A 25,990-nucleotide genomic window follows, 5' to 3' on the forward strand; every position below is an offset into this window, starting at 1 on the left:
ATGAACACATCGGAACAGGATCGCTGGTCACGCGTGAAGGGTCGGCTGCGCTCGAGCGTTGGCGAAGACGTCTATACGAGCTGGTTTGCACGCATGGATCTCGAAGGCGTGCAGGACGAAAGCGTGCGGCTGTCGGTGCCGACGCGCTTCCTGAAGAGCTGGATCCAGGCCCATTATGCCGAGCGCGTGCTGTCGTGCTGGCAGGCCGAGATGCCGGAAGTGCATCGTATCGATCTCACCGTTCGCTCCGCGGTGCGCCCGGTGGCGCCGCCGAAGGAAGCGCCCGCGCCGGTCGAAGCGCGTCGCGCGCCTGCGGCGGAGCTGCGTTCGACCGCGACCGCGCCGGTCTCGGCCAATCATGATGCGCTCGGCGGCTCGCCGCTCGATCCGCGCCTGACCTTTGCGAGCTTCGTCGTCGGCCGCGCCAACACGCTGGCGCATGCGGCCGCGCGTCAGGTCGCAGAAGGACGCCGCGGCGATCCCGTCATGTTCAACCCGCTCTACATCCATGCCGGCGTCGGCCTCGGCAAGACGCATCTGCTTCAGGCCGTGACCTGGGCCGGCAATTCCGGCAACGAGCGCAAGGTGCTTTATCTCACCGCCGAGAAATTCATGTACGGCTTCGTCGCAGCGCTGAAGACGCAGACGGCCCTGGCGTTCAAGGAAGCGCTGCGCGGCATCGACGTGCTCGTGATCGACGACCTGCAGTTCCTGCAGGGCAAGTCGACCCAGGCCGAGTTCTGTCACACGCTGAACGCGCTGATCGATGCCGGCCGCCAGGTCGTGATCGCGGCCGACCGTCCGCCGTCCGATCTCGAGAGCCTCGACGACCGCGTGCGCTCGCGCCTTGCCGGCGGCCTGGTGGTCGAGATGGGCTCGCTCGGCGAGGAGCTGCGCCACGGCATTCTCAAGTCGCGCGTCGCCGCAGCCCGCGCCCATCACGCGACCTTCGACGTGCCGGAGGAGGTGCTGCATTATCTCGCGCGCACCATCACACACAACGGCCGCGACCTCGAAGGCGCGATCAACCGCCTCTTGGCGCATTCCAAGCTCAACAACCAGCCGGTGACGCTGGAGATGGCCGAGCGCGAGGTGCGCGACCTGGTCCGGCCGCAGGAGCCGAAGCGGATCAAGATCGAGGACATCCAGCGCGTGGTGGCCCGGCAGTACAATGTCAGCCGCTCCGACCTGCTGTCCTCGCGCCGTACCGCCAACGTGGTCCGGCCCCGCCAGGTGGCGATGTATCTCGCCAAGACGCTGACCCTGCGCTCGCTGCCCGAGATCGGCCGCCGCTTCGGCGGACGCGACCACACCACGGTGCTGCATGCCGTGCGCAAGATCGAGGCGCTGGTCTCCAAGGACACCGCGCTGTCGGAGGAAGTGGAGTCGCTGAAGCGCCAGCTTCAGGAATAAAGGCCTATTTCCTTCACCTCTCCCCGCTTGCTTCACCTCTCCCCGCCTGCGGGCAGAGGTCGGAATCCGCGCGCAGCGCGGATTCCGGGTGAGGGGGAGCCCTCCGCGCATCCAACTCTCACCGTCCTCCGCGGAGACTCCCCCGCACCCCCAACCCTCTTTCCGCAAGCGGGGCGAGGGAGCGCACCTGTGCCTGGGCGGCGGCCTTCGTTTCTGCCTGTAAATCGTGGGGAACTGCCCCCGATCCCTTGAATCCCGGGACCATCCGAGCCACCTTGCGCGACCCTGACAGCTTTGATCATATCGGCTGGATGATCCGGCTTTTCGGGGTCTTCGGTGCCGTGGCGCGCGTCCCGCCGCCCGGCCTTCTCAACGCTGAGTTTTCCTCGGGGATCGGGCGAGTAGTGCAATGAAGGTTACGGTCGAACGCGCGCAACTCCTGAAGTCACTGGGCCATGTCCACCGCGTGGTCGAGCGCCGCAACACGATCCCGATCCTCGGCAACGTGCTGGTCCGCGCCGAGAACGCCAAATTGTCGCTGAAGGCGACCGACCTCGACCTCGAGGTCACGGAAACGCTGGCGGCGGAAACCGCGACCGCCGGTTCCACGACCGTGCCGGCGCACATGTTCTACGACATCGTGCGCAAGCTGCCTGACGGCTCGCAGATCGTGCTGGAGGCCGACGGCGACCGCGCCGTGCTGGCGATCCGCGCCGGCCGCTCGCGCTTCACGCTGCAGACGCTGCCGGAGAATGATTTCCCGGATCTGGCCGCCGGGGACATGTCGCACTCCTTCTCGCTCGCCGCCAAGGACGTCAAGCGGCTGATCGACCGCACCCAGTTCGCGATCTCGACGGAAGAGACGCGCTATTATCTCAACGGCATCTATCTGCATGCCGCGGGCACGGCCAAGGCCGCGACACTGCGCGGCGTCGCCACCGACGGCCACCGCCTCGCCCAGCTCGACCTGGTGCAGCCCAAGGGCGCCGAGGGCATGCCCGGCGTGATCGTGCCGCGCAAGACCGTCGGCGAGGTGCAGCGCCTGATCGAGGACACCGACGCCGAGATGACGATCGAGCTGTCGCAGGCCAAGATCCGCTTCACGATCGGCAACGTGGTGCTGACCTCGAAGCTGATCGACGGCACCTTCCCCGACTATGGCCGCGTCATTCCGCAAGGAAACGACAAGGAGCTCGTCGTCGACAAGAAGGATTTCGAGAACGCGGTCGACCGCGTCTCGACCATCTCCAGCGAGCGCGGCCGCGCTGTCAAACTGTCGCTGTCGGCGGGCAAGCTGGTGCTGTCGGTGACCAACCCGGACTCGGGCAGCGCGACCGAAGAGCTCGAGGTCGAATACGCCTCCGACGCCCTCGATATCGGCTTCAATTCCCGCTACCTCCTCGACATCGCCGCCCAGATCGAAGGCGAGGTCGCAACGCTCCGCCTCGCCGACCCCGGCTCGCCGACCCTGGTGCAGGACCGCGACGACAAGAGCGCATTGTACGTGCTGATGCCGATGCGGGTGTGAGGGAGGTGGTCCCTCGCAGGCGCATGCTGCCTCTAGAATCGAGCGCGATGCGCATTATTGCGCCCTCTCCCCTTGCGGAAGAGGGCTACTCCGCTATTGGCCACGACCTCACTCGGGTGAGGGGTCCTCTCGCGGCACCCTCACTGCGGAGACAACCCCTCACCCGCCGCCGCTACGCGTCGGCACCCTCTCCCACAAGGGGGAGAGGGGAAGAAGTCGCCACCGCTTCATCATGAGGGTGCGAGGTGAGAGCTGGTGCCACAAGATCCTCACCATCGGCCGACCGCTAAGCATCTTCGCCAATTTGCGAAGAATATGCGGCACGCGCCGACCGACGCGGAAGCCGCAATGTGGCGTCTGGTCAGGGATCGTCGGCTGTCAGCCGACAAATTCCGCCGGCAAGTCCCATGCAGGAGCTACATTCTCGACTTTGTCTGCTTTGAAAAACGCCTTGTAATCGAGATCGACGGCAGCCCAGCACGCGGAATCACACGGCGATATCGCGCGCAATGCGATGATCGCGGCCGAGGGATTTGAGATAGCTCGCTACTGGAACAACGACGTGCTGCAGCAGCCCACGTCTGTCTTGGAGGATATCCTTGCAAAGCTTGCCGGGCGGTAACATACACCTCACCCGTCGCCTCACTTCGTGAGGCGCCACCCTCTCCCACAAGGCCCCACAAGGGGAGAGAGGGAAAAAACGCGTCGATGACAAAGCACCCATGACCCCCTCCCGCATTCATCGCCTGACGCTGACGCATTTTCGCAATTACCGGGCGGCGGGGCTCGAGACGACGGCTGACATGGTGGCGCTGGTCGGGCCGAACGGGGCGGGCAAGACCAATTGCATCGAGGCGATCTCATTCCTGTCGCCGGGCCGGGGCCTGCGGCGCGCGACGCTGGAGGACGTCGCCGACAACCAGGGCGATGGCTCCTGGGCGGTGTCGGCGCAGGTCGAGGGCGCGCTGGGGCTCGCCACGCTCGGCACCGGCATCGATGCGCCGAGTGCGGACACCGGAGTGAGCCGGCGCTGCCGCATCGACCGCGAGCCGGTGAGTTCAGCCACCGCGTTCGGCGACCACATCCGCATGGTGTGGCTGACGCCGGCCATGGACGGGCTGTTCATGGGCGCCGCCTCCGAGCGGCGGCGCTTCTTCGATCGCCTGGTGCTCGCCATCGACAGCGAGCATTCCAGCCGCATCAACGCCCTGGAACGTTCCCTGCGCTCACGCAACCGCCTGCTCGAAACCCGCAATTACGACGACCATTGGTGTGACGCGATCGAGCGCGAAACCGCCGAGCTCGCGGTCGCGGTCGCCGCCACGCGCGGCCAGACCGCGGCGCGGCTGACCGGCATGCTCAACGCACGCGCGCAAGCCTCCGCATTTCCGTCGGCGCACATCGCGCTCGACGGCTGGATGGAGAACGCGCTGCTTCAGGAGACCGCGACGTCGGTCGAGGACCGCTACCGGCAGATCCTGCGCGACAACCGTCCGCGCGATGCGATTGCCGGCCGCACCACCGACGGCCCGCATCTCACCGATCTCCAGGTGATCTACGCGCCGAAGAGCATGCCCGCGCGCGACGCATCCACGGGCGAGCAGAAGGCGCTGCTGATCGGCCTCGTGCTGGCACATGCCATGCTGGTCGCCGAGATGACCGGCATCGTGCCGCTGCTGCTGCTCGACGAGGTCGTCGCCCATCTCGATCCGGACCGGCGCGCTGCGCTGTTCGACGAGCTGCACAAGCTCGGCGCGCAGGTGTGGCTGACCGGCGCGGACCCCGCCGCCTTTGCCGAGATTGGCGCCGGCGGCGAATTGTTTGACGTCGAGAGCGGACGCGTATCGGCCCGGCGCTCGCCTTCGCATTGAACCCGCCCGGCCGGTGGGGCCAACGCCGTCGCGCTGGATCTGCCGCCCGGCACGTCTTCCTACGAGCTGCGCGTGTCGGGCCTTCTGGTGCGCACCGATACCATCACCCTGGCCTCAGGCGAGGCCTTGAGCCTGAGCGACGATCCGAAGCCGTCCCAGGTCTACTGAACCCGAGGCCCGTTCCGGGGCGTCACGGCGCCTCGCAACAAGCCTCTGCGCCCCGCAAAAACCACGCCTGCCAGAGGTTTGAAACGGCCCCTCGAATCGGCCTTTTTGCAGTGCCCGGAATCGACCTTCAAACGGCTTGAAAACCGGCGGAAAAACCCTATCTGCTCAAAGGGTTGCCGGAGGATACTTTGCGCTAGGCGCAAGCCGTCTTTCATGGCACAAATAGCTCGCAAATCAGCGCCTTTTGCGCCGCTGATTCGGGCGACATCTCGAAGGCCTCTCATGACAGAACCTGCTCGGCAGACGCCTGCCGAAAACGAGCCCTCAAATCCGAGCGATTACGGGGCGGAATCGATCCGCGTGCTCAAGGGTCTCGACGCCGTCCGCAAGCGCCCGGGCATGTATATCGGCGACACCGACGACGGCTCGGGCCTGCACCACATGGTGTACGAGGTCGTCGACAACGCGATTGACGAGGCGCTCGCGGGCCATGCCACGCGCGTCGACGTGATCCTCAACGCCGACAATTCCGTCACCGTGCGCGACGACGGCCGCGGCATTCCCGTCGACATCCACAAGGGCGAAGGCATCTCGGCGGCCGAGGTCATCATGACCCAGCTGCACGCCGGCGGTAAGTTCGACCAGAACTCGTACAAGGTCTCCGGCGGCCTGCACGGCGTCGGCGTCTCCGTCGTCAACGCGCTGTCGAGCAAGCTCGGCCTTCGCATCTGGCGCGACGACAAGGAGCACTACATCGAGTTCGCGCATGGCGATGCGGTGGCACCGCTGAAAGTGGTCGGCGACGCGCCCGGCCGTCGCGGCACCGAGGTGACGTTCCTGGCCTCGACCGAGACGTTCAAGAACGTCGAATATGATTTCGCAACGCTCGAGCATCGCCTGCGCGAGCTCGCCTTCCTCAATTCCGGCGTCAACATCATCCTCTCCGACATGCGCCATGCGGTCGAGAAGCGCGAGGAGATGCACTATTCCGGCGGCGTCGAGGAATTCGTCAAATATCTCGACCGCAACAAGAAGGCGCTGGTGCCGACGCCGATCATGGTGCGCGCGGAAGCCAACGGCATCGGCGTCGAGGCCGCACTGTGGTGGAACGACAGCTACCACGAGAACGTGCTGTGCTTCACCAACAACATCCCGCAGCGCGACGGCGGCACCCATCTCGCCGGCTTCCGCGGCGCGCTGACGCGCCAGGTCAACGGCTATGCCGAGGCCAATGCCAAGAAGGAAAAGATCGCGCTGACCGGCGACGACTGCCGCGAAGGCCTCACCGCCGTGCTGTCGGTGAAGGTGCCCGATCCGAAATTTTCGTCGCAGACCAAGGACAAGCTGGTGTCCTCGGAAGTGCGTCCCGTGGTCGAGAACGTCCTCAACGAGGCGCTCCAGGCCTGGTTCGAGGAGCACCCGTCCGAGGCCAAGATGATCGTCGGCAAGGTGATCCAGGCCGCGGCCGCCCGCGAGGCCGCGCGAAAAGCGCGCGAGCTGACGCGCAAGAGCCCGCTGTCGGTCTCCTCGCTGCCCGGCAAGCTCGCCGACTGCCAGGAAAAGGATCCGGCCAAGTCCGAACTGTTCATCGTCGAGGGTGACTCGGCAGGCGGCAGCGCCAAGCAGGGCCGCAACCGCGAATTCCAGGCCGTCCTGCCGCTCCGCGGCAAGATCTTGAACGTCGAACGCGTCCGCCCCGACAAGATGCTGTCGTCCGAGCAGATCGGCACGCTGATCACCGCGCTCGGCACCGGCATCAGCGACGAGTTCTCGATCGAGAAGCTGCGCTATCACAAGATCATCGTGATGACGGACGCCGACGTCGACGGCGCCCACATCCGCACGCTGCTGCTGACCTTCTTCTACCGCCAGATGCGCGACATCATCGATGGCGGCTATCTCTATATCGCCCAGCCGCCGCTCTATAAGGTCTCGCGCGGCAAGTCCGAGCAGTACCTGAAGGACGAGCGCGCGCTGGAGGACTATCTCATCGACGCCGGCCTCGATGACTGCGTGTATATCCCCGGCACTGGCGGCGACCGCTCCGGGCGCGACTTGCGCGCGCTGGTCGACGACGCCCGCGTGGTCCGCAGCATCCTGCGCAACCTGCACAGCCGCTACAACCGCAGGGTGGTCGAGCAGGCCGCGATCACCGGCGTGCTGAACAAGGAAATCTACGGCGATCCCGAGAAGGCAGCGGCCGCCGCGCAATACATCGCGAGCCGGCTGGACAGCCAGGCCGAGGAGGTCGAGCGCGGCTGGGTCGGGCAGTTCGCCGAGGGCCAGGGTTTCGTGTTCGAGCGCACCGTGCGCGGCGTCAAGGAATCGGCGATCATCGACGACGCGCTGCTCGGCTCGGCCGAAGCCCGCAAGCTCGACGAGTACACGCCCAAGCTCCAGGACGTCTACGCCCGCTCCGGCAAGCTGCGGCGCAAGGACAGCGAGCACGTGGTGCACGGCCCGGTCGACCTGTTCGAGGCGGTGACCGACGCCGGCCGCAAGGGCATCACGCTGCAGCGCTACAAAGGTCTCGGCGAGATGAACCCGGAGCAGTTGTGGGAGACGACGCTCGACACCGAGGTGCGCTCGCTGCTCCAGGTGAAGGTCAAGGAGGTCGACGAGGCCGACGACATCTTCACCAAGCTGATGGGCGACGTGGTCGAGCCCCGCCGCGATTTCATCCAGGAACATTCGCTGAGCGCGACGATCGATATCTGAGGCCGGTTGGCTTCAGGTTTGATCTGCTACTAGCCAAGCTCTTGCTGCACCTCTCCCGCTTGCGGGAGAGGTCGCGGCGAAGGCGCGGGTGAGGGCTTTCACCACTTGGGATTGTCCCGTTGCGGCGACACCCTCTCCCCAGCCCTCCCGCGCAAGCGGGGGAGGGAGCGCACCTGCGCTCGGGGCAAACGTCGCGTCCCTGAACCTCACCACCCGCCCCCGCGACGAAGTAGCGTGCCCACGGGCCGCCTGACCTCACCATGAGGTCCGGCACAGTCTCCGAAGCTGGCGGGCGCGCCCCGAACCCCACCCGGCACAATTGCTCCCCTGCTCAAATCTCTGTAGTTTCCGCCCGAAACAGGCCCGCCCACCCCATCAGGACAGCGAGAATCCATTTGGCGCCCATCCAGTACATCGTCGAGGGCGGTCACCGGCTCTCGGGCTCGATCGAGCCGTCCGGCAACAAGAACTCGGCGCTGCCGATCATCGCCGCCGCCCTGCTCACCGAGCATCCGGTGACGCTGGAGAACGTGCCGCGGATCCGCGACACCGAGACCCTGGTCGAGCTGATCCGCTCGGTCGGCGCCTCCGCCGAGTGGACCGCGCGCAACACGCTTCACATCCACGCCAAGAGCATCCGCGCCGCCGATCTCGATCCCGAACTGTGCGTCCGCATCCGGGCCTCGATCCTGCTAGCCGGTCCCCTGCTGGCCCGCTGCGGCGAGGTGATGCTACCGCCGCCGGGCGGCGACGTCATCGGCCGGCGCCGGCTCGATACCCATGTGCTGGCGCTCGAGCAGCTCGGCGCGAAGGTCACAGCGACCGACCGGCTCGAATTCCGCGCGGCCAGGCTCGCCGGTGCCGACGTGTTCCTGGACGAGCCGAGCGTGACCGCGACCGAGAACGCGCTGGTGGCGGCGGTCGCCGCCGACGGCGTCACCATTTTGCGCAACGCCGCGTCCGAGCCGCACGTGCAGGACCTCGCCAACTTCCTGGTCGCGCTCGGCGCGAAGATCGAGGGCATCGGCACCAACACCATGGTCATCCATGGTCCGGCGACGCTGGGGGAAGCAACCTACCGGATCCAGCCCGACCATATCGAAGTCGGCTCCCTGATCGGGCTCGCCGCCGTGACGCGCTCACAGCTTCGCATCGTGCGATCAGGCGTCGAGCATCTGCGCTCGATCCGCATGGGCTTCGAGCGGCTCGGCATCGTCTGCCGCGTCGAGGGCGACGATCTCATCGTGCCTTCGAACCAGACGCTGAAAATCCAGGATGATTTCGGCGGCCATGTGCCGAAGCTCGAGGACCAGCCCTGGCCCGCCTTCCCGGCCGATTTGATGTCGATCGCGATCGTCACCGCCACGCAATGCGAAGGCGTGATCCTGATGTTCGAGAAGATGTTCGAATCCAGGATGTTCTTCGTCGACAAGCTGATCGCGATGGGCGCGAGAATTGTTCTTTGCGATCCTCATCGCGCCATCATCGCCGGCCCCAGCCGCCTGCGCGGCGCATCGATGATCTCGCCCGACATCCGCGCCGGCATGGCGATGCTGCTGGCGGCGGTATGTGCCGAGGGCACGTCCACGATCAACAATGCCGACCAGATCGAGCGCGGTTATGAGCGCATCGAGGAACGGCTGAACGCGCTGGGCGCCAAGATCAAGCGCGTGCCGGAAAGGAAGAGCTGAGGCCTTCTTCCTTCTCCCCTTGTGGGAGAAGGTGGCGCGAAGCGCCGGATGAGGGGTTCTCGCGGCGAATTCAAATGCGAGTTGGACTCGCGGAGAGAGACCCCTCACCCGTCTCGCCGCTACGCGGCGAGCCACCCTCTCCCGCAAGGGGAGAGGGAAGGGACACGGGCCATGTTTTCGACGTGGGGCTGTGCTAATGAGCCGCCATGCTCGACACTGTCCAACATCATGCGGAGCCGCGAGCCGGCGTGCCGCAAAGCCATCTCGCGCAAGAATTCGGCGAGACAATGCGGCTGGCCGTGCCGATGATGCTGACGCAGCTCGGGCAGATCGCGATGATCACGACCGATCTCGCGATGATCGGTCACCTCGGTGAGAGCGCGGTCGCCGCGGCCGCGCTGGCGCATACCGTCTATTTCGTCAGCTTCACCTTCGGGCTCGGACTGATGTCCGCGGTGTCGCCGCTGGCCGCGCAGGCCTTCGGGGCCGGGGATGTGAGGCGTATCCGCCGCTCCCTTCGCGTCGGCCTGTGGACCGCGCTGCTGATCTCGCTGCCGATAATGGCCTCGCCGCTCTATGGCGAGCAGATCCTGCTCGCGCTCGGTCAGGTGCCGCAATCGGCCGCGCTGGCGCAGCGCTACCTGAACGGGCTTGCCTGGGGCATCGCGCCGGCGCTCGGCTTCATCGCGCTGCGCAGCATGATGAGCGCGGTGAACCGCCCGCAGGCGCCGCTGTGGATCACGATCGCGGCGATCCCGATCAATGCCGTGCTGGTCTATGCGCTGATCCACGGCGTGTTCGGCCTGCCGGAGCTCGGCCTGTTCGGCGCGGGCCTTGCGACCACGCTGGTCAATCTCGGCACCTTCATCGCCGCGCTGGCCATCGCAGGGCTGCGCAAGCCGTTCGCGGACTATCATCCGCTCGCCCGTCTCTGGCGGATCGACTGGCCCTTGATGCACCAGCTCGTCGCGGTCGGCGCGCCGATCTCGTTCTCGCTGCTGCTGGAATACGGCCTGTTCTCCTCGGCCGCGCTGCTGATGGGACTGATCTCGACCACGGCGCTCGCCGCGCACCAGATCGCGTTGCAGGTGACGGCCGTGCTGTTCATGGTCCCGCTCGGGATCGGCATGGCGGCGACCGTGCGGGTCGGTCATGCCTTTGGCCGCAACGACCCGGCGGGCGTCCGGCGCGCGGGGCTCGTTGCCGCCGTGCTCGGAATCGCATTCGTGTCCGCTTTGACCGTCGCGATCATCGCCGGCCGCTACGAACTCGGCCGGCTGTTCTTCGGCCGCAGCGAGGCCAGCGCGGCGACGGTCGAGCTGACGGCGACGCTGCTGCTGGTCGGCGCGAGCTTCTTCATCGCCGATGGCCTGCAGACCATCATGGGCGGCGCGCTGCGCGGCATCAATGACACCGGGATGACACTGGTGTTCGCGGCCATCGGCTATTGGTGCGTCGCCTTTCCCATCGCCTGGGTGCTGGCCTTCCACACGGAACTGGGCGCGGTCGGCGTCTGGGTCGGATTCTCGATCGGCTCGCTCGTCTATGCCGCCCTGTTGATCTTGCGCTTCCGGATGCTGGCGCGCAAACTGATGGGATGATCGGGACGGTCCGCGAAATCACCCCCAATGTCGATGCCGGCCCGCTGCTGGCGGGCGCGCAGTTCATCGATGCCTTTCGCGTGGAGGTCGGCGCGACGCAATTGAGCGCCCGCGAGGCCTGCACCCGGATGCTGCTGCACGGGCCGCGCTGGATCGATGCGCTGACGCGCTTGCGCAACATCCTGGTGAAACCCTTCGGACTGAAGACGTCGGGCGAAGGTGCTCCAGCTCCGCACGGGATGATCGGCCTGTTTCCGGTGCTGAGCGAAACGCCGGAGCGGCTGATCGCCGGGTTTGACGACTACCATCTCGATTTCCGCGTCGTGGTTGACGTCGCCGGCGACGCGGCGCGCCGGCGGGTGACATTGACCACGTTGGTGCGGACCAACAATCTGCTCGGGCGGACCTACCTCACGCTGATTGTACCATTCCACAAGCTCGTCGCCCGCAGCATGATGGGAGACCTCGCGGAGCCGGCCCGATGACGCTGTCCGTCGACCTGTTCTTCTCGTTCCGCAGCCCCTACAGCTATCTGGCGCTGCCGAAAACATTGAAGCTGATCGAAGAGTATGATCTCGCGGTGAACCTGCGGTCGGTCCATCCGGTCGCGCTCCGCATACCCGGCTTCTTCAAGAAGGCCAATTGGCCTTCAATACTGTCGCATCGGAAAACTTCATAACAACGGCAGCTGTCCCCTTCTGAGTCGGGGATATCGTCAGCCGCAACTGGGATTTCGGTGCCCCGGAGACCGCCTAGGTTAAGCTCAAGCGAGCTAGGCATTGGTTTTTCCTCCCCAGCTTATTCCGCCACGCGCACGGACTTGCCGGTCGCTGCCTCCGACCACTCCCCGACGACGCGGTCGAGGTCGCAGAGATTCTGGTGCATCTGCTCCAGCGAGAAGCCGAGGGCGAAGAAGCGCTCGGCGGTGTCGCCGGGCTGGCCGCGGATCAGGCCGTCGTGACGGACCGACGCGACCGCCTCGGCGTAATGCTGGAGCGCGACGTGGACGGGATGGATCGGCGGCGCGCCGGCGCCTTCGCGCAAGGCCGCGGCGGCCGAACGCAGGAAGCGCGCGATCACCGTCGAGACCTCGGTCAAGGGAGCAGCTAACCGCATCTGCACCTCGACCGGCAGCGGCACCACCGTGGCACGGCCGATCATCACGACGTCGTGGCGCAGCCGCAGCACGGTACGCAGCAGCGGGCCGGTGTCGGGCCCGCTCGACAGCCGCGCGGCGCGCTCGCGCTCGGCCTCGGCGCCGATCGCATTCATGCCGACCATCGCGGTGCCGATGCCGTCCTGGATCCGGTGCAACGCGTCGTTGTCGCGGCCGCGCGTCAGGCCCGCGAGCAGCTCGGTGAAAGCATCCGCGATCAGTTCGAGCAGCGCGGCCGCGGCGGCACGGATCTGCCGCACGGCGCGCGAAGGCAGAACGAGAAACGAGACCAGCAGACCCGTGATGGCGCCGACGCCGACCTCGCTGACGCGGTCAATCGCCGAGGTCATGGGATCGGAGTGGTGCATGGTCGGGACCAGCAGCACGATGATGGCGGTCACCGTCGCGGCGTTGAGACTTGGATTGATCGCGGCCACGAAAGCAAGTGGCGCGACCGCCAGCACCAGCAGCCCCAACAGCCCCGCCTCGGTCGAATAAGGGATCAGGATCGCGATGGCGCCGCCATAGATGGCGCCGCCGATCGTGCCGATCACGTAGTCGCGGGTGGCCTTCAGCGAGCGGCCGACGCTCATCTGGGTCACGATCAGCGACGTCAGCACCGCCCAGAGTGGTAATAGCAGATGCAGCGCGGTGGCGATCGCATAGGCGGCAACCGCGGCCACCGTGACCCGGATCGCCAGCCCTAATTGCGTTCGCCGCGACCGGATCCGCTCCAACGCCTTCCCCGCGAATGCCATGCTCGACTATCCCGGTCCGATCCTCATGAAGCGAGGCAAAAGCATAGCTGATGCCCGCGGCCGCAAGGTTGCTTGAAAGGCCAGATCAGCCCGCCTAACTTGCCGGCCAAAACGAGGAAACACGATGGCCCACGAAACCGCAACGCTCGCCGCCTACGTCTTCAACCTGAAATACCAGGATATTCCGGCGCAGGTGCTGGAGCGGGCAAAAGTGCTGACGCTGGACTTCCTCGGCAGCGCGATCCGGGCCCGACACGAGGCGGAATCGACCGCGTCGATGCTGAAGATGCTGGAGGCGCTGGCGCTCGACACCAGGGGCGACTCCACCGTGTTCGGCGACACCAAGACCTGGACGCCGGCGGTCGCGGCTCTCCTCAACGGCGCGCTCGGCCATTCACTCGACTTCGACGACACCCACGCCGATTCCTCGCTGCATCCGAGCGCGCCGGTGGTTCCGGCCGCTTTCGCCGTCGGCGAGATGGTCGGCGCCTCCGGGCGCGACGTGCTCACAGCGATCGTCGCTGGCTATGAAGTCTGCTGCCGGCTCGGCAATGCGCTCGACCCGACCTCGCATTATGCGCGCGGCTTCCACCCGACCGCGACCGCCGGCACCTATGGCGCGGCCGCGGCCGCCGGCAAGCTGTTCGGCCTCAGCGAGAAGCAGCTGATCGCCTCGTTCGGCGTCTCCGGCAGCCAGGCTGCGGGCTCGCTGCAATTCCTGATGAACGGCGCCTGGAACAAGCGCTACCAGGTCGGCGCCGCCGCGATGAACGGCGTGATCGCCGCGACGCTGGCGCGCAACGATTTCGTCGGCGCGACCGAATCGGTCGAGGGCAAGCACGGCCTGCTCGCCGGCTACACCGACGATGCACATCCGGACAAGGCTGTCGCCGAGCTCGGCAAGACCTACGAGACGATGAAGATCGGCGTAAAACCCTATCCGAGCTGCCGCTACACCCATGCCGCGATCGACGCGCTGATCGCGATGCGGCGCGAGCACAACCTGACGCCCGACCAGGTCAAGCGCGTCGAGATCGGCCTGCACCGCAACGGCATCACCTTGACCGGCGATGCCGCGACCAAGCGCCACCCGCGCTCGATCGTCGGCGGCCAGTTCTCGATGTTCTTCACCGGCGCGCTCGCGCTCGACCAAGGCTCGTTCGGCTGGGACGACTACAACCGCCTCGGCGATGCCGCCATCGATGCGCTCGCCGACAAGTTCGACGTGGTGCAGGACGACCGCCTCGAGATCGGCCGCACCCATCCGTTCGGCGCGCGCGTCAGCATCACCACGGATGACGGCGTGCATGAGCGGCTCTATGCCGATCCGTCCGGGGAGCCGAATTCGTTTCCGGACACGCAGGCGATGCAGCAGAAGTTTTTGACGCTGGCCCGCCCGGTGCTGAACGCGCGGGCGGAGAAGTTCGCCGACGCGATCATGACGCTGGAGCGGTTCGACCGCGTGGCGAAGGCGACCGAGCTGGGGAGGTAGTAAATTATCGCCACGAAGGCGGTGCACCCTCGCCCCTTGTGGGAGAGGGTGGATCCGCGGAGCGCCGAGCCGCACGGGCTTTGTCGCGACGGCGATGCGAAATTCTGCTACCGTCGCGACCAAGAGAGCCCAGAAGGAGCCTACCCATGAGCTGGATGCCCGACAACGATCCCGTGCTCGGCGATCCCAAATCCTGCGACGCGCTCGACCTCGTCATCGTGCCGCGCACGCGCGACCTCGGCGACGGCTTTGCGGTGCGCCGCGCGCTGCCGCATGGCAAGCGGCAGATGGTGGGGCCCTTCATCTTCTTCGATCATTTCGGCCCGGTGCAGTTCGTCTCCGGCAAGGGCATGGACGTGCGGCCGCATCCGCATATCGGGCTTGCCACCGTCACCTATCTGTTCGACGGTGCGATCATGCATCGCGACAGCGAGGGCAACGTCCAGGAGATCGCGCCCGGCGCGATGAATTTGATGACGGCTGGGCGCGGCATCGCGCATTCCGAGCGCACGCCGGACGCGCAGCGCGCCTCGGGCCAGAAGATGCTGGGCCTGCAAAGCTGGATCGCGTTGCCGGCGGGATCGGAAGAGGTCGCACCGTCGTTCCAGCATTACGCCGCGGGCGATCTGCCGATGATTTCCGAGCGCGATTTCACCGCGCGGGTGATCGCGGGCTCGTCCTTCGGCATCGCCTCGCCGGTGTCGATGGTCTCGCCCTGGTTCTACACCGAGGTCACGGCCGCGGCAGGCGCGAGCGTGCCGCTCGACCCCGACCATGAGGAGCGCGCGATCTATCTCGTCGACGGCGAGGTCGAGATTGCGAGCGAACGCTATGAGGGGCCGCGGCTGCTGATCTTCCGGCCCGGCGACCGCATCACCGTGAAGGCGCTCAAAGCGACGCGGATGATGTTTCTCGGCGGCGATGCTTTGGAAGGCCCGCGCCACATCTGGTGGAATTTCGTCTCCTCCAGCAAGGAGCGGATCGAGCAGGCCAAGCAGGACTGGAAAACCGGCCGCTTTGCCCCGGTTCCGCAGGAACATGAGTTCATTCCACTACCGGAATAGGCTAATCCGGTCTCCGGCCGCGCCATTTGGTGCGTCCGGACTCCCGACGCCGCGCCTGCGAAAGATCTGCCGATGACCGCCATGCTCTCCAGCGACCTGCCCCTGACCAAGATCGGGCGCGGCAAGGTGCGTGATATCTATGCCGTCGACGATGAGCGCCTGCTGCTGCTCACCACCGATCGCATCAGTGCCTTCGACGTCGTGATGGGTGAGACCATTCCGCTGAAGGGCGCGGTGCTGACGCAAATCAGTGCGTTCTGGTTTGGCAAGCTCGAAGGCGTGGTGCCGCATCACATGATCAGCGCCGACACCGACGAGATCATCGCGGCCGTGCCTGCGTTGGAGCCGCACCGTGCCGACATTCTCGGCCGCGCCATGCTGTGCAAGCGCACCACCGTGTTTCCGATCGAATGCGTGATCCGTGGCTATCTCTCGGGCTCGGCCTGGAAGGAATATGCGGCCTCAGGCACGCTCGCGGGCGAGAAGCTGAAGGCGGGCCTCGTCGAAAGCGAGAAGCTGGAGCCTGCGATCTTCAGCCCGGCGACCAAGGCCGAGACCGGTCACGACGAGAACATCACCATTGCCAAGATGCGCCAAGTGGTCGGCGACGAGGTCGCCTACACGCTGGAGAGCATGACGCGCGCGATCTACACGCTCGGCGAGGAGCTCGCCCGCGAGCAGGGCATCATCATCGCCGACACCAAGTTCGAGTTCGGCCGCGACAAGGACGGCCGCATCATCCTGATCGACGAGGTGATGACGCCGGATTCGTCGCGCTTCTGGGCGGTCGATGCCTACAAGCCCGGCCAGCCGCAGGCGAGCTTCGACAAGCAACCCTTACGCGACTATCTCGATGTCGAGCGCCGCGCCGGCCGCTGGAACGGCGACGCCCCGCCGCCGCCGCTGCCGGCGAGCGTGGTGGAGGCGACCAGCAAGCGGTATCTGGAAGCGTATCGGCGGGTGACGGGGACGGAGCTGAAGCTTTAAGCCCGACAGTTGCCGCGCGCTCCGTCATTGCGAGCACGGCGAAGCAATCCAGACTGTCGCCGCGGAAATAGTCTGAATTGCTTCGCTACGCTCGCAATGACGTGGAGGGGTCCGTGCTCCTCGTCTTACCGGCGAACGCTGGGCATGAAGCCTCGCGTCAACCTCAACATGTGGTCCTGGACGAAAGGGGTTTGCGCGACCAAGCCCCATGATGAGGCAGTTGGCGTGACCCATTGCGGGGCGTTGGGACAATAGCTCCCGGCGCCCCGGATGTATCGATGTCAGTAAAGTCGCAGCCGCGGGAGCGGGAGGCGGCTTTCGAGCCTCCTCCCGCCGGTTAGACGCCCGCCATCATCACGTATTTGATCTCGACATATTCTTCCATGCCGTGACGCGAGCCTTCGCGCCCCAGGCCGCTTTCCTTGACGCCGCCGAAGGGCGCGACTTCCGTGGTGATCAGGCCGGTGTTGACGCCGACCATGCCTGATTCCAGCGCTTCGGCGACGCGCCAGACCCGGCCGAGATCGCGGGAGTAGAAGTAGGAGGCGAGACCGAACGGCGAGGCGTTGCACATCGCGATGACGTCGGCTTCGTCCTTGAAGCGGATGACAGGCGCGAGTGGACCGAAGGTCTCCTCCTGGGACACCAGCGAGTCCGGCTTGACATCGGCGAGCACGGTCGGCTCGAAGAAGGAGCGTCCGAGCTCGCTGCGCTTGCCGCCGGTCACGACCTTGGCACCGCGCTTCACGGCATCCGCGATGTGCCGCTCGACCTTGTCGACCGCCTTCATGTTGATCAGCGGCCCCTGCGTGACGCCGCTCTCGGTGCCGTCGCCGATCTTCATCGCCGCGACCTTCTTCGACAGCTTCTGAACGAACTCGTCGTAGATCTTGTCCTGAGCGTAGATGCGGTTGGCGCAGACGCAGGTCTGGCCCATGTTGCGATACTTCGAGACGATGGCGCCCTCGACCGCGGCGTCGATGTCCGCGTCGTCGAACACAACGAAGGGCGCGTTGCCACCGAGCTCGAGGCCGAGCCGCTTCACGCCCACGGAAGCCTGCTGATAGAGGATCTTGCCGACCGCGGTCGAGCCGGTGAAGCCGACGAAGCGAACCGCCGGATGCTCGCACAGCACCTTGCCGATCGGCGGCGCATCACCGGTGATGATGTTGAGCACGCCCTTGGGGATGCCGGCCTTCTCGGCGAGCACGGCGAGCGCCAGCGCCGACAGCGGGGTCTCGTTGGCGGGCTTGAGCACCACGGTGCAGCCGGCCGCCAGCGCCGGCGAGACTTTTCGCGTGATCATCGAGTTCGGGAAATTCCACGGCGTGATCGCGCCGCAGACGCCGATCGGCTGCTTGATCGCGAGCAGGCGCGCATCGGGGCGCTGGCTCGGAATGGTCTCGCCATAGACGCGGCGAGCCTCCTCGGCGAAGAACTCGATATAGGCGGCGCCGATGTCGACCTCACCGAGCGCCTCGGACAGCGGCTTGCCCTGCTCGGAGGTAAGGATCAGAGCGAGGTCCTCACGGTTGGCGGTGATGAGCTCGAACCATTTGCGCAGGATGTTGGAGCGCTGCTTGGCGGTGTGCTTGGCCCAGGCCGGAAAGGCGCGCTCGGCGGCTTCAACCGCTTTGGTGGTCTCGGCCGCACCAAGCTGCGGCACCTTTGCGAGCTCGACGCCAGTGGCGGGATTGTTCACCGCGAAGACCGGCGTACCGACCCAGGCGCCATCGATGTAGCAGGCCTCCTTCAGCAGCGAGGGGTCCTTGAGCCGATCGCGCAGGGTGGCGGTGGCTTGCGTGGCGCGGGCGGCGGCGGTCGGGGTCATGGCATTCTCCCTGAGGGCGATCGGATTGGCCCCGTATATAGGGACAGGCGCCGCACAATGCACCGCCGCGCAACGCACAGCTGATGGGAGCTAAACTCGGGGCGGCGAGTCCTTTACCTCTCCCAGCGGTGAGAGATTGGCATCGCGATCGCGGAAGCAATTACGCAGCGCCGCTCATATAGGTCTCACGCCGTCCGATCATGCGCTCGGCAGCCGCCTTCGCGGCGGCCTTCGAGGACGTTGCGCACGTCCGGTATTCGAGATCGGGAACGTCGGTGGTGTCGCGGCGGCCGAACCAGCTCTTCGAGCCGACCGGCAGCAGCGCCAGCGCCTGCGCCAGATTGTCGACCGCGCCGAAGGAATAGAGTGCGCCGGTGCCGGCAACACGCACCTCATAAATGCCGGGCGAGATCGGCGCCTCGAGGTTGTCGCCCCGTCCGGGACGGGGATAGCGCTTCCATTCGCTCCAGGTCGAAATCATTTGAGGTCCCCCGCGGCCGGGAGCCGGCCGCCAAATTTGCATCGAGTCTTAACGTCGGCCGTCGATTGACCGAGTGATGAACGTCGCAACGCACAAAATGTTTCAGGTGCTTCCAAACACGCGAAACATATCCCCGCGACCCATCACGGCTCGTTGCGGTCATCCACCGCAGATTGTGATGGAGTGTTGCCGTCCAGCCGCCTTCTCGTCCTGCGTGGGGCGCGGCCCGTCAAGTCACGACATCGCGACCAGGGTGAAGGTTGAGGCGCTTGCCGCGCAGGACCTCCGGGAGGACAATCGATCACTTCCAACGATAATCAAACCGGAGGAAACGCGCATGCAAAGCCAGGCCCAGATCGACGAGATTCTGCGCAAGACCAGCGATGCCAAGGAGATTCCCGGCGTGGTCGCGATCGCCGCGAGCGGGAATGACGTGCTGTATCAGGGCGCGTTCGGCAAGCGCGACCTCTCCAAGCCCGATGCGATGACGCTGGACAGCGTGTTCTGGATCGCCTCGATGACGAAGGCGGTGACAACGGCAGGCGCGATGCAGCTGGTCGAGCAGGGCAAGCTGTCGCTGGATGCGCCGATCGGCGAGTTGCTGCCCGATCTCGCCAAGCCGCAGGTGCTTGAAGGCTTTGACGCGAAGGGCGAGCCGAAGCTGCGCCCGGCCAGGGGCGCGATCACGCTGCGCCAGCTCATGACCCACACCGCCGGTTTTGCCTACAACGTGTGGAACGGCGATCTCGCGCTCTATCTGGAGAAGACCGGAACCCCGAACATCTTCTCCTGCCAGGACATCGCGCTGAAGACGCCGATCATGTCTGATCCGGGCACGCGCTGGGAATATGGCATCAACATCGACTTCGTCGGCAAGGCAGTGGAAGCCGTCAGCGGCAAGCGGCTCGATGCCTACTTGCGCGACAATCTCTTCACCCCGCTCGGCATGAGCGACACCGGCTTCAAGATCACCGACACCATGCGCCAGCGGCTGGTCGCCACCCATGCGCGCGGCGAGGATGGATCGCTGGCGCCGATCCCGTTCGAGATCGAGCAGAATCCGGAATTTTGCATGGGTGGCGGCGGCCTTTACGGCACGGCCGGCGACTACATCAAGTTCACCCAGATGATCCTCAACAAGGGCCGCGGCAACGGCAACCAGGTGCTGAAGCCCGAGACGGTCGCGCTGATGGGCCAGAATCACATCGGCGATCTCACCATTGGCAAGATGACGACGGTTGCGCCCATGTACACCAACGATGTCGATCTCTTCCCCGACATCGTGAAGAAGTGGGGGCTGTCCTTCCTGATCAATACCGCCAAGACGCCGGAAGGCCGCAGCGCCGGCAGCCTCGCCTGGGCCGGTCTCGCGAACACCTATTTCTGGATCGACCCTGCGCGCGATGTTTCGGGCGTGATCCTGATGCAGGTGCTGCCGTTCGTCGACGCCAAGTGCATCGAGGCCTTCACGGGATTCGAGCGTGGGGTCTATGCCGGACTCGATGCGGGGAGCGGGCAGAAGGCGGCGTGAGAGGCTGATCTCGCTACAGGAAAACTGTCATTCCCCGCCTTGTGCGCAATTGCGCACTGGAGCGGGGAATCCAGTACGCCGCGGCCGCACCGTATTCCATTGGCGTCTCTGAGATGCTGGATCGTCCGGTCAAGCCGGGCGATGACAGCGGAGGACGAGGCGCGCATCTGCATCCACATCGTCATTGCGAGCGTAGCGAAGCAATCCAGTCTGTCTCCGCGGAGGGATTCTGGACTGCTTCGCTTCGCTCGCAATGACGGCGGAGAGAGTGAGGACTAAACCGTCAGCCCGCGCTGGCCGGCGAGCTCTTTCAGCGACACAAGCGGGCGGGCGCCGATGTGCTGGATCACTTCGGCGGCCGCGAGTGCGCCGAGCTCGCCGCACTGCTTGTAGGCAAGATTGCGCGCGAGACCATAGAGGAAGCCCGCGGCGAAAAGGTCGCCGGCTCCAGTGGTGTCGACGACCTTGTCGACCGGAAAGGCGGGCGCTGCGACGGCGTCTTCCGACGACACCACCATGCAGCCCTTCTCGCTGCGGGTGACGACGCCGAGATTGACGTCGTTGCGCAGCTGCTTCAGCGCGGTGTCGAAATCCGAGGTCATGTAGAGCGAGTGCAGCTCGGACTCGTTGGCGAAGACGATGTCGACGGTGCCGCCCCGCATCAACGAGAGAAACTCGTCGCGATAGCGATCGACGCAGAAGGAATCCGACAGCGTCAGCGCCACCTTGCGCTTGGCATCATGCGCAATCTTGGCCGCCTTGACGAAAGCATCCTTGGCGTTCCTCGGGTCCCAGAGATAACCTTCGAGATAGACGATGCCGGCGGAAGCGATCTCGGCCGGATCGATATCGGCGGGCGACAGATCCTGCGCGGCGCCGAGGTAGGTGTTCATGGTGCGCTCGCCGTCATCGGTGACGAGGATGTAGGAGCAGCCGGTGGCGGGACCGTCGGTCGCGGGGGGCGTGTTGAAGGAGACGCCGGCGGCGCGGATGTCGTGGACATAGAGCTTGCCGATCTGGTCATCCTTGACCTTGCCGACATAGGCGGCGCTGGCGCCAAGGCTGCCGATGCCGACGATGGTGTTGGCGGCAGATCCCCCCGAGACTTCCGTGGCGGGCCCCATGTCCTCGTAAATGGCCGCAGCCCGCGCCTCGTCGATCAGCGACATGCTGCCCTTGGTCATGCCGTGCTTGGCCAAGAAGGCTTCGTCGGTCCTGACCAGCACGTCGAACAGCGCGTTGCCGATCCCGAGAACGTCATATTTCACGTCAGCCATTCACCTTGATCCTGTTTGGCGGATTGCGATCCCTGCGGAAATCCGCTTCCTGTCGGCCTGAATCCGGCTCGCGGCCTATCACGACCGGCCCTGCCCGGGCAAGCAACGGTATTATGTACGCTCGATGATCCGCTCCTTCCTGACAGTTTCGACGGGAACACTGGCCTCGCGGCTGCTCGGCTTTGCGCGCGATTCCATGATTGCCGCACTGCTGGGCACCGGCGCGGTGGCGGATGCGTTCCTGGCGGCGTTCCAGCTCGTCAACGTGGTGCGGCGGCTGCTCAGCGAGGGGGCACTGAATGCGGCGCTGATCCCGGCCTGGCTGCGCGTCCGTGACCGCGATGGCGAGCAGGCTGCATCTGCCTTCGCGGGCCGCGTGCTGGCAACGGTGAGCGCGGTCCTGATCGCGATCTCGGCCGTCATAGCGCTGGTGATGCCCCTGATCATCACGATCATCGCACCGGGCTTTCTCGGCAGCGGCACGCTCGATCTCGCCGTCGCGAACGCGCGGTTGATGCTGCCCTATCTCGCCTTCGCCGGGCCCGTCACGGTGCTGATGGGACTGCTCAACGCGCAGGGACGTTTTGCCCTCACCTCATTCTCGCCGCTGCTGTTCAATATCGCGTTGATCGCTGCGATCGCCGCGCTCCTCGGCGGACATACTGATGCGACCTTCGCGGCATGGATGCTGGCGGCCACCGTCGGCATCGCCGGCCTGCTGCAACTATTGATGCTGGTCTCGCAGCGCAGTGCGAATCTCGCGACACCGTTGCGCGTGAGCTTCGACGAGGAGATGCGCGGCTTCTTCGCCAGGGCCATTCCCGGCATGATCGCAAGCTCGGGGCCGCAATGGCTGATGGTCGCGGGCGCGATCATCGCGTCCGCCACGCCGTCCGCGGTGTCATGGCTCTATTTCGCCAACCGCCTGATCGAGCTGCCGCTCGGCATCGTTGGCGTCGCCATGGGTACGGTGCTGGTGCCGGAGCTGACGCGCGCCGTCACCAGCGGCGACCGCGAGGCGGTGGCGCAGGCGGAATCGCGGGCGCTGGAGCTTGCGACCGGGCTGGCGCTCCCGGCGACGCTCGGCCTCATCGTGCTGGCCGAGCCGATCGTGCGGCTGCTGTTCGAGCACGGCGCCTTCGGCGCGGACGACAGCACGGCAACTGCGCATGCGTTGATGTGGCTGGCGCTGGGCCTGCCGGCCCACGTGCTGATCAAGGCGCTGTCGCCGGCGTTCTATGCCCGCAGCGACACGATGACGCCGCTGCTCGCCACGGCCAAAGGCTTTGTGGTTGCGGTCGCGCTCGCCGTTCTGCTCGGCCATGTCTTCGGCGCCAGCGGGATCGCGGCGAGCATCGCGGCCGGCGCCTGGAGCAGCGCGATCTCGCTGCTCCGGAAGGGCACGAGCGAATTCGGCTTCTCGGTGGACGATGCCGCGCGAAAACGGCTGCCGCGGATCGTGCTCGCCGCGGCCGCCATGGGCGTCCTGCTCTGGTTGTCCGCGGATCTGATGCCTGCCGAAGCGCATGGCCTGATCCGCTTCATCGTGCTGGGCGTGCAGATCGGGGCCGGAATCGCGATCTATGGCCTGCTGCTGCAAACCCTCGGCGCCGCCTCCTGGCGCGAGGCGGCTGCCGCCTTGAGGCGGGCCACACATTAGAGCGTTCGCCGCCGCCCTTCACCTCTCGCATCGGGAGAGGTCGATTTGCGCAGCAAATCGGGTGAGGGGCTTGGTCCAACGATAGAATCTAACCCCTCACCCGCGCCTTCGGCGCGACCTCTCCCTATGGGGAGAGGTGGAATTACCCTTGACGGAGCAGCGCCGCTGTTGGAAACGACGGCCAAATAGCTTTGGGAAGGCTGACCATGCCATTCGTTGAACGGGTCTTTTCGGGCGTCCAGCCGACGGGCAATCTGCACCTCGGCAACTACCTCGGCGCCATCGTCAACTTCGTGAAGATGCAGGAAACCCACAACTGCATCTATTGCGTCGTCGACATGCACGCGATCACACAGGGCGTGGACGTCTGGGGCGGACCGGCCGAGCTCGCGCGCAACACCCGCGAGGTGACGGCGGCGTTCATCGCCGCGGGCATCGATCCGAAGAAGCACATCGTGTTCAACCAGAGCCAGGTCTCGGGACACGCCGAACTCGCCTGGATCTTCAACTGCGTCGCGCGCATGGGCTGGCTCGGCCGCATGACCCAGTTCAAGGAGAAGGCCGGCAAGGACCGCGAGAATGCCTCCGTGGGCCTGTTCGACTATCCCGTGCTGATGGCGGCCGACATCCTGCTGTACCGCGCGACCCACGTTCCCGTGGGCGAGGACCAGAAGCAGCATCTCGAGCTCTCGCGCGACATCGCGCAGAAGTTCAATAACGACTTCGGCGACTCCATTCGCGCGCAGGGCACCAATGACGGCCTGTTCTTCCCGCTGCCGGAACCCTTGATCACGGGCCCGGCGACGCGCGTGATGAGCCTGCGCGACGGTACCAAGAAGATGTCGAAATCGGATGCCTCCGACAATTCGCGCATCAACCTCACCGACGATGCCGACACCATCGCGCAGAAGATCCGCAAGGCGAAGACCGATCCGGAGCCGCTGCCGACGGAAGAGAAGGGCCTGGAAGCGCGCCCCGAGGCCGACAATCTCGTCGGCATCTTCGCCGCGCTCTCCGGCCGCTCCAAGGCCGACGTGCTGCGCGATTTCGGCGGCGGCCAGTTCTCCAGCTTCAAGAATGCGCTGGCGGAGCTGTGCGTGACAAAACTCGCGCCGATCGCCGGCGAGATGAAGCGCCTCGTCGCCGACCCCGGCCATATCGACACGATCCTGAACGAGGGTTCGGACCGGGCCCGCGCCATCGCCGACGAGACCATGAAGCTCTCGAAGGACATCGTCGGCTTCATCCGCCGGCGCTAGGGCGCGCTTCGCAAGAGCGGCCGGCGCCACGGCGCCGGCTCGTTCGCCTCTCCCAAACATTGCGGGAGTATGGCAGCATGCTACCCGTGCACATTCCGGGACATGCATGACCAGCAAGCGACTTTGCTTCGAGCCGGGTCACAAGCCCAAATGCCTCGTCGTCGTCGACGACAGCGCCGAATGGGATCGCGCGGTCTATTACGCCAGCCGCTGGGCGATCCGTGCCGGCGGCGGCGTCGTGATGCTGCGCATCATCGAGCCCGAGGAGCAGACGCAGGAATGGCTCGGGGTCGCCGACATCATGCGCGCCGAGGCGCAGGAGGCGGCGGAGGCCGCGCTCGACCGCGCCGCCGGGAGAGCCAACGGCATCGCCGCGATCACGCCGGAACGGGTGATCCGCGAAGGCGCCGCGATGGAACAGCTGCTGGCCGTGATCGACGAGGACCCTGATATCGCCATGCTGGTGCTCGCCGCCAATCCGGGGGCAGAGGGTCCGGGACCGCTGGTCTCGCTGCTCGCGCATGAGCTCGGCACGTTCCCGGTGCCGGTGACGATCATTTCGGGCGCGCTGAGCGACCAAAGCGTGGATTCGCTGTCGTAGCTCGCTCTTCACCTCGCCCCGCTTGCAGGAGAGGTCGGATCGCGAAGCGATCCGGGTGAGGGGGAGCCTCCCCGCGTCCAACTTTCACCGTCCCCGCGGAGACTCCCCTCACCCCAACCTTCCCCCTGCAGGCGGGACGAGGGGAAGGAAGCACCTAACCCGCTGACATAACAGCGAAACTCTCTGCCGCCCCCTTGACCGTGCGTTCCCCGTCGCCATCTGCTAGGTGATAGAGCACGCGCCGGCCTTGAACCGGCGACGTCTGGAGAAAACCATGTTCATTCAAACCGAAGCCACCCCCAACCCCGCCACGCTGAAATTCATTCCCGGCCGCGTCGTGGTCGACGGCAGCCCGATGGAATTTGCCAGCCGCGAATCGGCTGCGCGGTCGCCGCTGGCCGAGAAGCTGTTCGACGTGCCCGGCGTCACCGGCGTGTTCTACGGATCGGACTTCATCACCGTGACCAAGGCGAGCGGTGAATGGCAGCAGCTCAAGCCCGCGATTCTCGGCGCCATCATGGAGCACTACATGTCCGGTGCGCCGCTGCTCGCCGGCGGCGAGGCGCAGCGCGATGTCGATCTCGACGACGAGGACGAGTTCTTCGACGAGGCCGATGCCGAGACGGTCGACATGATCAAGGATCTGATCGAGACCCGCGTGCGGCCGGCGGTCGCCAATGATGGCGGCGACATCACCTTTCGCGGCTTCAAGGACGGCATCGTCTATCTCAACATGAAGGGCGCCTGCTCCGGCTGCCCGTCATCGACCGCGACGCTCCAGCACGGTATCCAGAACCTGCTCAAGCACTTCGTGCCCGACGTGGTCGAAGTCCGTCCGATGTGATCGATCAGCGAATGGCGAGTAGCGAATGGCGAATGGCATTCCGATCGGCTAGACTATTC

At 65.9% G+C, this 25,990-nt stretch carries 19 protein-coding genes and 2 pseudogenes; 17 read left to right on the plus strand and 4 right to left on the minus strand.

Annotated features, from left to right (window positions below; genetic code table 11):
- The 9 genes and pseudogenes from dnaA to ACRQ5Q_RS00045 all read left to right on the plus strand — a co-directional run.
- Nucleotides 1–1,413 carry a chromosomal replication initiator protein DnaA gene (dnaA, locus tag ACRQ5Q_RS00005; protein WP_439372093.1) on the plus strand — a complete coding sequence of 471 codons (1,413 nt, stop codon included), beginning with the start codon at nt 1–3 and terminating at the stop codon, nt 1,411–1,413.
- Between the two features lie 409 nt (nt 1,414–1,822).
- A complete protein-coding gene (gene dnaN, locus ACRQ5Q_RS00010) occupies nt 1,823–2,941 on the plus strand; it encodes a DNA polymerase III subunit beta (protein WP_271582895.1) in 1,119 nt (372 codons plus the stop codon).
- A gap of 255 nt (nt 2,942–3,196) precedes the next feature.
- Nucleotides 3,197–3,563 (plus strand): annotated as a pseudogene (locus ACRQ5Q_RS00015) (endonuclease domain-containing protein).
- 100 nt (nt 3,564–3,663) lie between these two features.
- Nucleotides 3,664–4,812, plus strand: coding sequence for a DNA replication/repair protein RecF (gene recF, locus ACRQ5Q_RS00020; protein ID WP_439395442.1), 1,149 nt, complete (start codon nt 3,664–3,666; stop codon nt 4,810–4,812).
- A gap of 450 nt (nt 4,813–5,262) precedes the next feature.
- Entirely contained in the window at nt 5,263–7,698 is a 2,436-nt protein-coding gene (gene gyrB / locus ACRQ5Q_RS00025; RefSeq protein ID WP_439372097.1) for a DNA topoisomerase (ATP-hydrolyzing) subunit B, read from the plus strand.
- Nucleotides 7,699–8,093: 395 nt separating this feature from the next.
- Nucleotides 8,094–9,389: a UDP-N-acetylglucosamine 1-carboxyvinyltransferase gene (gene murA / locus ACRQ5Q_RS00030; protein ID WP_439372099.1), complete on the plus strand. Its 1,296-nt coding sequence runs from the start codon at nt 8,094–8,096 to the stop codon at nt 9,387–9,389.
- A gap of 206 nt (nt 9,390–9,595) precedes the next feature.
- Entirely contained in the window at nt 9,596–10,990 is a 1,395-nt protein-coding gene (locus ACRQ5Q_RS00035; RefSeq protein ID WP_439395444.1) for an MATE family efflux transporter, read from the plus strand.
- Nucleotides 10,987–11,475, plus strand: a complete 489-nt coding sequence (locus ACRQ5Q_RS00040; protein ID WP_439372102.1) for a DUF2867 domain-containing protein — start codon at nt 10,987–10,989, stop codon at nt 11,473–11,475. Before ACRQ5Q_RS00035 ends, ACRQ5Q_RS00040 begins: the two co-directional genes overlap by 4 nt.
- Nucleotides 11,472–11,633 (plus strand): annotated as a pseudogene (locus ACRQ5Q_RS00045) (2-hydroxychromene-2-carboxylate isomerase); the annotation flags it as partial. The gene ACRQ5Q_RS00040 and the pseudogene ACRQ5Q_RS00045, both read left to right, overlap by 4 nt.
- A gap of 155 nt (nt 11,634–11,788) precedes the next feature.
- Here the strand turns inward: ACRQ5Q_RS00045 and ACRQ5Q_RS00050 are convergent.
- Nucleotides 11,789–12,904 carry an FUSC family protein gene (locus ACRQ5Q_RS00050; protein ID WP_439372103.1) on the minus strand — a complete coding sequence of 372 codons (1,116 nt, stop codon included), beginning with the start codon at nt 12,902–12,904 and terminating at the stop codon, nt 11,789–11,791.
- A gap of 124 nt (nt 12,905–13,028) precedes the next feature.
- Here ACRQ5Q_RS00050 and ACRQ5Q_RS00055 point away from each other — a divergent pair, with 124 nt between their 5' ends.
- From ACRQ5Q_RS00055 to ACRQ5Q_RS00065, 3 genes are all read left to right on the plus strand, one after another.
- Nucleotides 13,029–14,396 (plus strand): MmgE/PrpD family protein, encoded by a 1,368-nt coding sequence (locus ACRQ5Q_RS00055; RefSeq protein ID WP_439395446.1) that lies wholly within the window; start codon nt 13,029–13,031, stop codon nt 14,394–14,396.
- Between the two features lie 146 nt (nt 14,397–14,542).
- Complete coding sequence (locus tag ACRQ5Q_RS00060) at nt 14,543–15,460, plus strand: pirin family protein (RefSeq protein WP_439395448.1); 918 nt, start codon at nt 14,543–14,545, stop codon at nt 15,458–15,460.
- A gap of 72 nt (nt 15,461–15,532) precedes the next feature.
- Nucleotides 15,533–16,447, plus strand: coding sequence for a phosphoribosylaminoimidazolesuccinocarboxamide synthase (locus ACRQ5Q_RS00065; RefSeq protein WP_439395450.1), 915 nt, complete (start codon nt 15,533–15,535; stop codon nt 16,445–16,447).
- A gap of 337 nt (nt 16,448–16,784) precedes the next feature.
- Here the strand turns inward: ACRQ5Q_RS00065 and ACRQ5Q_RS00070 are convergent, their stop codons facing one another.
- Both ACRQ5Q_RS00070 and ACRQ5Q_RS00075 read right to left on the minus strand, forming a co-directional pair.
- Nucleotides 16,785–18,278, minus strand: coding sequence for an NAD-dependent succinate-semialdehyde dehydrogenase (locus ACRQ5Q_RS00070; protein WP_439395452.1), 1,494 nt, complete (start codon nt 18,276–18,278; stop codon nt 16,785–16,787).
- Nucleotides 18,279–18,438: 160 nt separating this feature from the next.
- A complete protein-coding gene (locus ACRQ5Q_RS00075) occupies nt 18,439–18,759 on the minus strand; it encodes a hypothetical protein (RefSeq protein WP_439395454.1) in 321 nt (106 codons plus the stop codon).
- A 337-nt stretch (nt 18,760–19,096) separates the two neighbouring features.
- Here ACRQ5Q_RS00075 and ACRQ5Q_RS00080 point away from each other — a divergent pair, with 337 nt between their 5' ends.
- Complete coding sequence (locus tag ACRQ5Q_RS00080; protein ID WP_439395456.1) at nt 19,097–20,290, plus strand: serine hydrolase domain-containing protein; 1,194 nt, start codon at nt 19,097–19,099, stop codon at nt 20,288–20,290.
- A 275-nt stretch (nt 20,291–20,565) separates the two neighbouring features.
- Here ACRQ5Q_RS00080 and ACRQ5Q_RS00085 read toward each other — a convergent pair whose 3' ends face one another.
- Complete coding sequence (locus ACRQ5Q_RS00085) at nt 20,566–21,567, minus strand: adenosine kinase (RefSeq protein ID WP_439372115.1); 1,002 nt, start codon at nt 21,565–21,567, stop codon at nt 20,566–20,568.
- Nucleotides 21,568–21,691: 124 nt separating this feature from the next.
- On the opposite strand from ACRQ5Q_RS00085, the gene murJ reads away from it, so the two are divergent.
- The 4 genes from murJ to ACRQ5Q_RS00105 all read left to right on the plus strand — a co-directional run bounded on the left by murJ (nt 21,692) and on the right by ACRQ5Q_RS00105 (nt 25,931).
- Complete coding sequence (gene murJ / locus ACRQ5Q_RS00090; RefSeq protein WP_439395457.1) at nt 21,692–23,227, plus strand: murein biosynthesis integral membrane protein MurJ; 1,536 nt, start codon at nt 21,692–21,694, stop codon at nt 23,225–23,227.
- Nucleotides 23,228–23,433: 206 nt separating this feature from the next.
- Nucleotides 23,434–24,486 carry a tryptophan--tRNA ligase gene (gene trpS, locus ACRQ5Q_RS00095; protein WP_439395458.1) on the plus strand — a complete coding sequence of 351 codons (1,053 nt, stop codon included), beginning with the start codon at nt 23,434–23,436 and terminating at the stop codon, nt 24,484–24,486.
- 106 nt (nt 24,487–24,592) lie between these two features.
- A complete protein-coding gene (locus tag ACRQ5Q_RS00100; RefSeq protein ID WP_183248316.1) occupies nt 24,593–25,087 on the plus strand; it encodes a universal stress protein in 495 nt (164 codons plus the stop codon).
- A gap of 274 nt (nt 25,088–25,361) precedes the next feature.
- Nucleotides 25,362–25,931 carry a NifU family protein gene (locus ACRQ5Q_RS00105; RefSeq protein ID WP_439372120.1) on the plus strand — a complete coding sequence of 190 codons (570 nt, stop codon included), beginning with the start codon at nt 25,362–25,364 and terminating at the stop codon, nt 25,929–25,931.
- Nucleotides 25,932–25,990: the final 59 nt, after the last annotated feature.

The sequence above is a fragment of the Bradyrhizobium sp. PMVTL-01 genome, assembly GCF_051861855.1.
Taxonomy (GTDB): Bacteria; Pseudomonadota; Alphaproteobacteria; order Rhizobiales; family Xanthobacteraceae; genus Bradyrhizobium.

Excerpts from the sequence above, each read along its gene's own strand:
- ACRQ5Q_RS00100 (WP_183248316.1), top strand. The coding sequence starts at position 24,593 with ATGACCAGCAAGCGACTTTGCTTCGAGCCGGGTCACAAGCCCAAATGC.
- gyrB (WP_439372097.1), top strand. The coding sequence starts at position 5,263 with ATGACAGAACCTGCTCGGCAGACGCCTGCCGAAAACGAGCCCTCAAAT.
- trpS (WP_439395458.1), top strand. The coding sequence starts at position 23,434 with ATGCCATTCGTTGAACGGGTCTTTTCGGGCGTCCAGCCGACGGGCAAT.
- ACRQ5Q_RS00035 (WP_439395444.1), top strand. The coding sequence starts at position 9,596 with ATGCTCGACACTGTCCAACATCATGCGGAGCCGCGAGCCGGCGTGCCG.
- ACRQ5Q_RS00085 (WP_439372115.1), bottom strand. The coding sequence starts at position 21,567 with ATGGCTGACGTGAAATATGACGTTCTCGGGATCGGCAACGCGCTGTTC.
- ACRQ5Q_RS00040 (WP_439372102.1), top strand. The coding sequence starts at position 10,987 with ATGATCGGGACGGTCCGCGAAATCACCCCCAATGTCGATGCCGGCCCG.
- murJ (WP_439395457.1), top strand. The coding sequence starts at position 21,692 with ATGATCCGCTCCTTCCTGACAGTTTCGACGGGAACACTGGCCTCGCGG.
- ACRQ5Q_RS00070 (WP_439395452.1), bottom strand. The coding sequence starts at position 18,278 with ATGACCCCGACCGCCGCCGCCCGCGCCACGCAAGCCACCGCCACCCTG.
- ACRQ5Q_RS00050 (WP_439372103.1), bottom strand. The coding sequence starts at position 12,904 with ATGGCATTCGCGGGGAAGGCGTTGGAGCGGATCCGGTCGCGGCGAACG.
- ACRQ5Q_RS00065 (WP_439395450.1), top strand. The coding sequence starts at position 15,533 with ATGACCGCCATGCTCTCCAGCGACCTGCCCCTGACCAAGATCGGGCGC.
- ACRQ5Q_RS00080 (WP_439395456.1), top strand. The coding sequence starts at position 19,097 with ATGCAAAGCCAGGCCCAGATCGACGAGATTCTGCGCAAGACCAGCGAT.
- ACRQ5Q_RS00055 (WP_439395446.1), top strand. The coding sequence starts at position 13,029 with ATGGCCCACGAAACCGCAACGCTCGCCGCCTACGTCTTCAACCTGAAA.
- ACRQ5Q_RS00060 (WP_439395448.1), top strand. The coding sequence starts at position 14,543 with ATGAGCTGGATGCCCGACAACGATCCCGTGCTCGGCGATCCCAAATCC.
- ACRQ5Q_RS00075 (WP_439395454.1), bottom strand. The coding sequence starts at position 18,759 with ATGATTTCGACCTGGAGCGAATGGAAGCGCTATCCCCGTCCCGGACGG.
- dnaN (WP_271582895.1), top strand. The coding sequence starts at position 1,823 with ATGAAGGTTACGGTCGAACGCGCGCAACTCCTGAAGTCACTGGGCCAT.
- recF (WP_439395442.1), top strand. The coding sequence starts at position 3,664 with ATGACCCCCTCCCGCATTCATCGCCTGACGCTGACGCATTTTCGCAAT.
- ACRQ5Q_RS00105 (WP_439372120.1), top strand. The coding sequence starts at position 25,362 with ATGTTCATTCAAACCGAAGCCACCCCCAACCCCGCCACGCTGAAATTC.
- dnaA (WP_439372093.1), top strand. The coding sequence starts at position 1 with ATGAACACATCGGAACAGGATCGCTGGTCACGCGTGAAGGGTCGGCTG.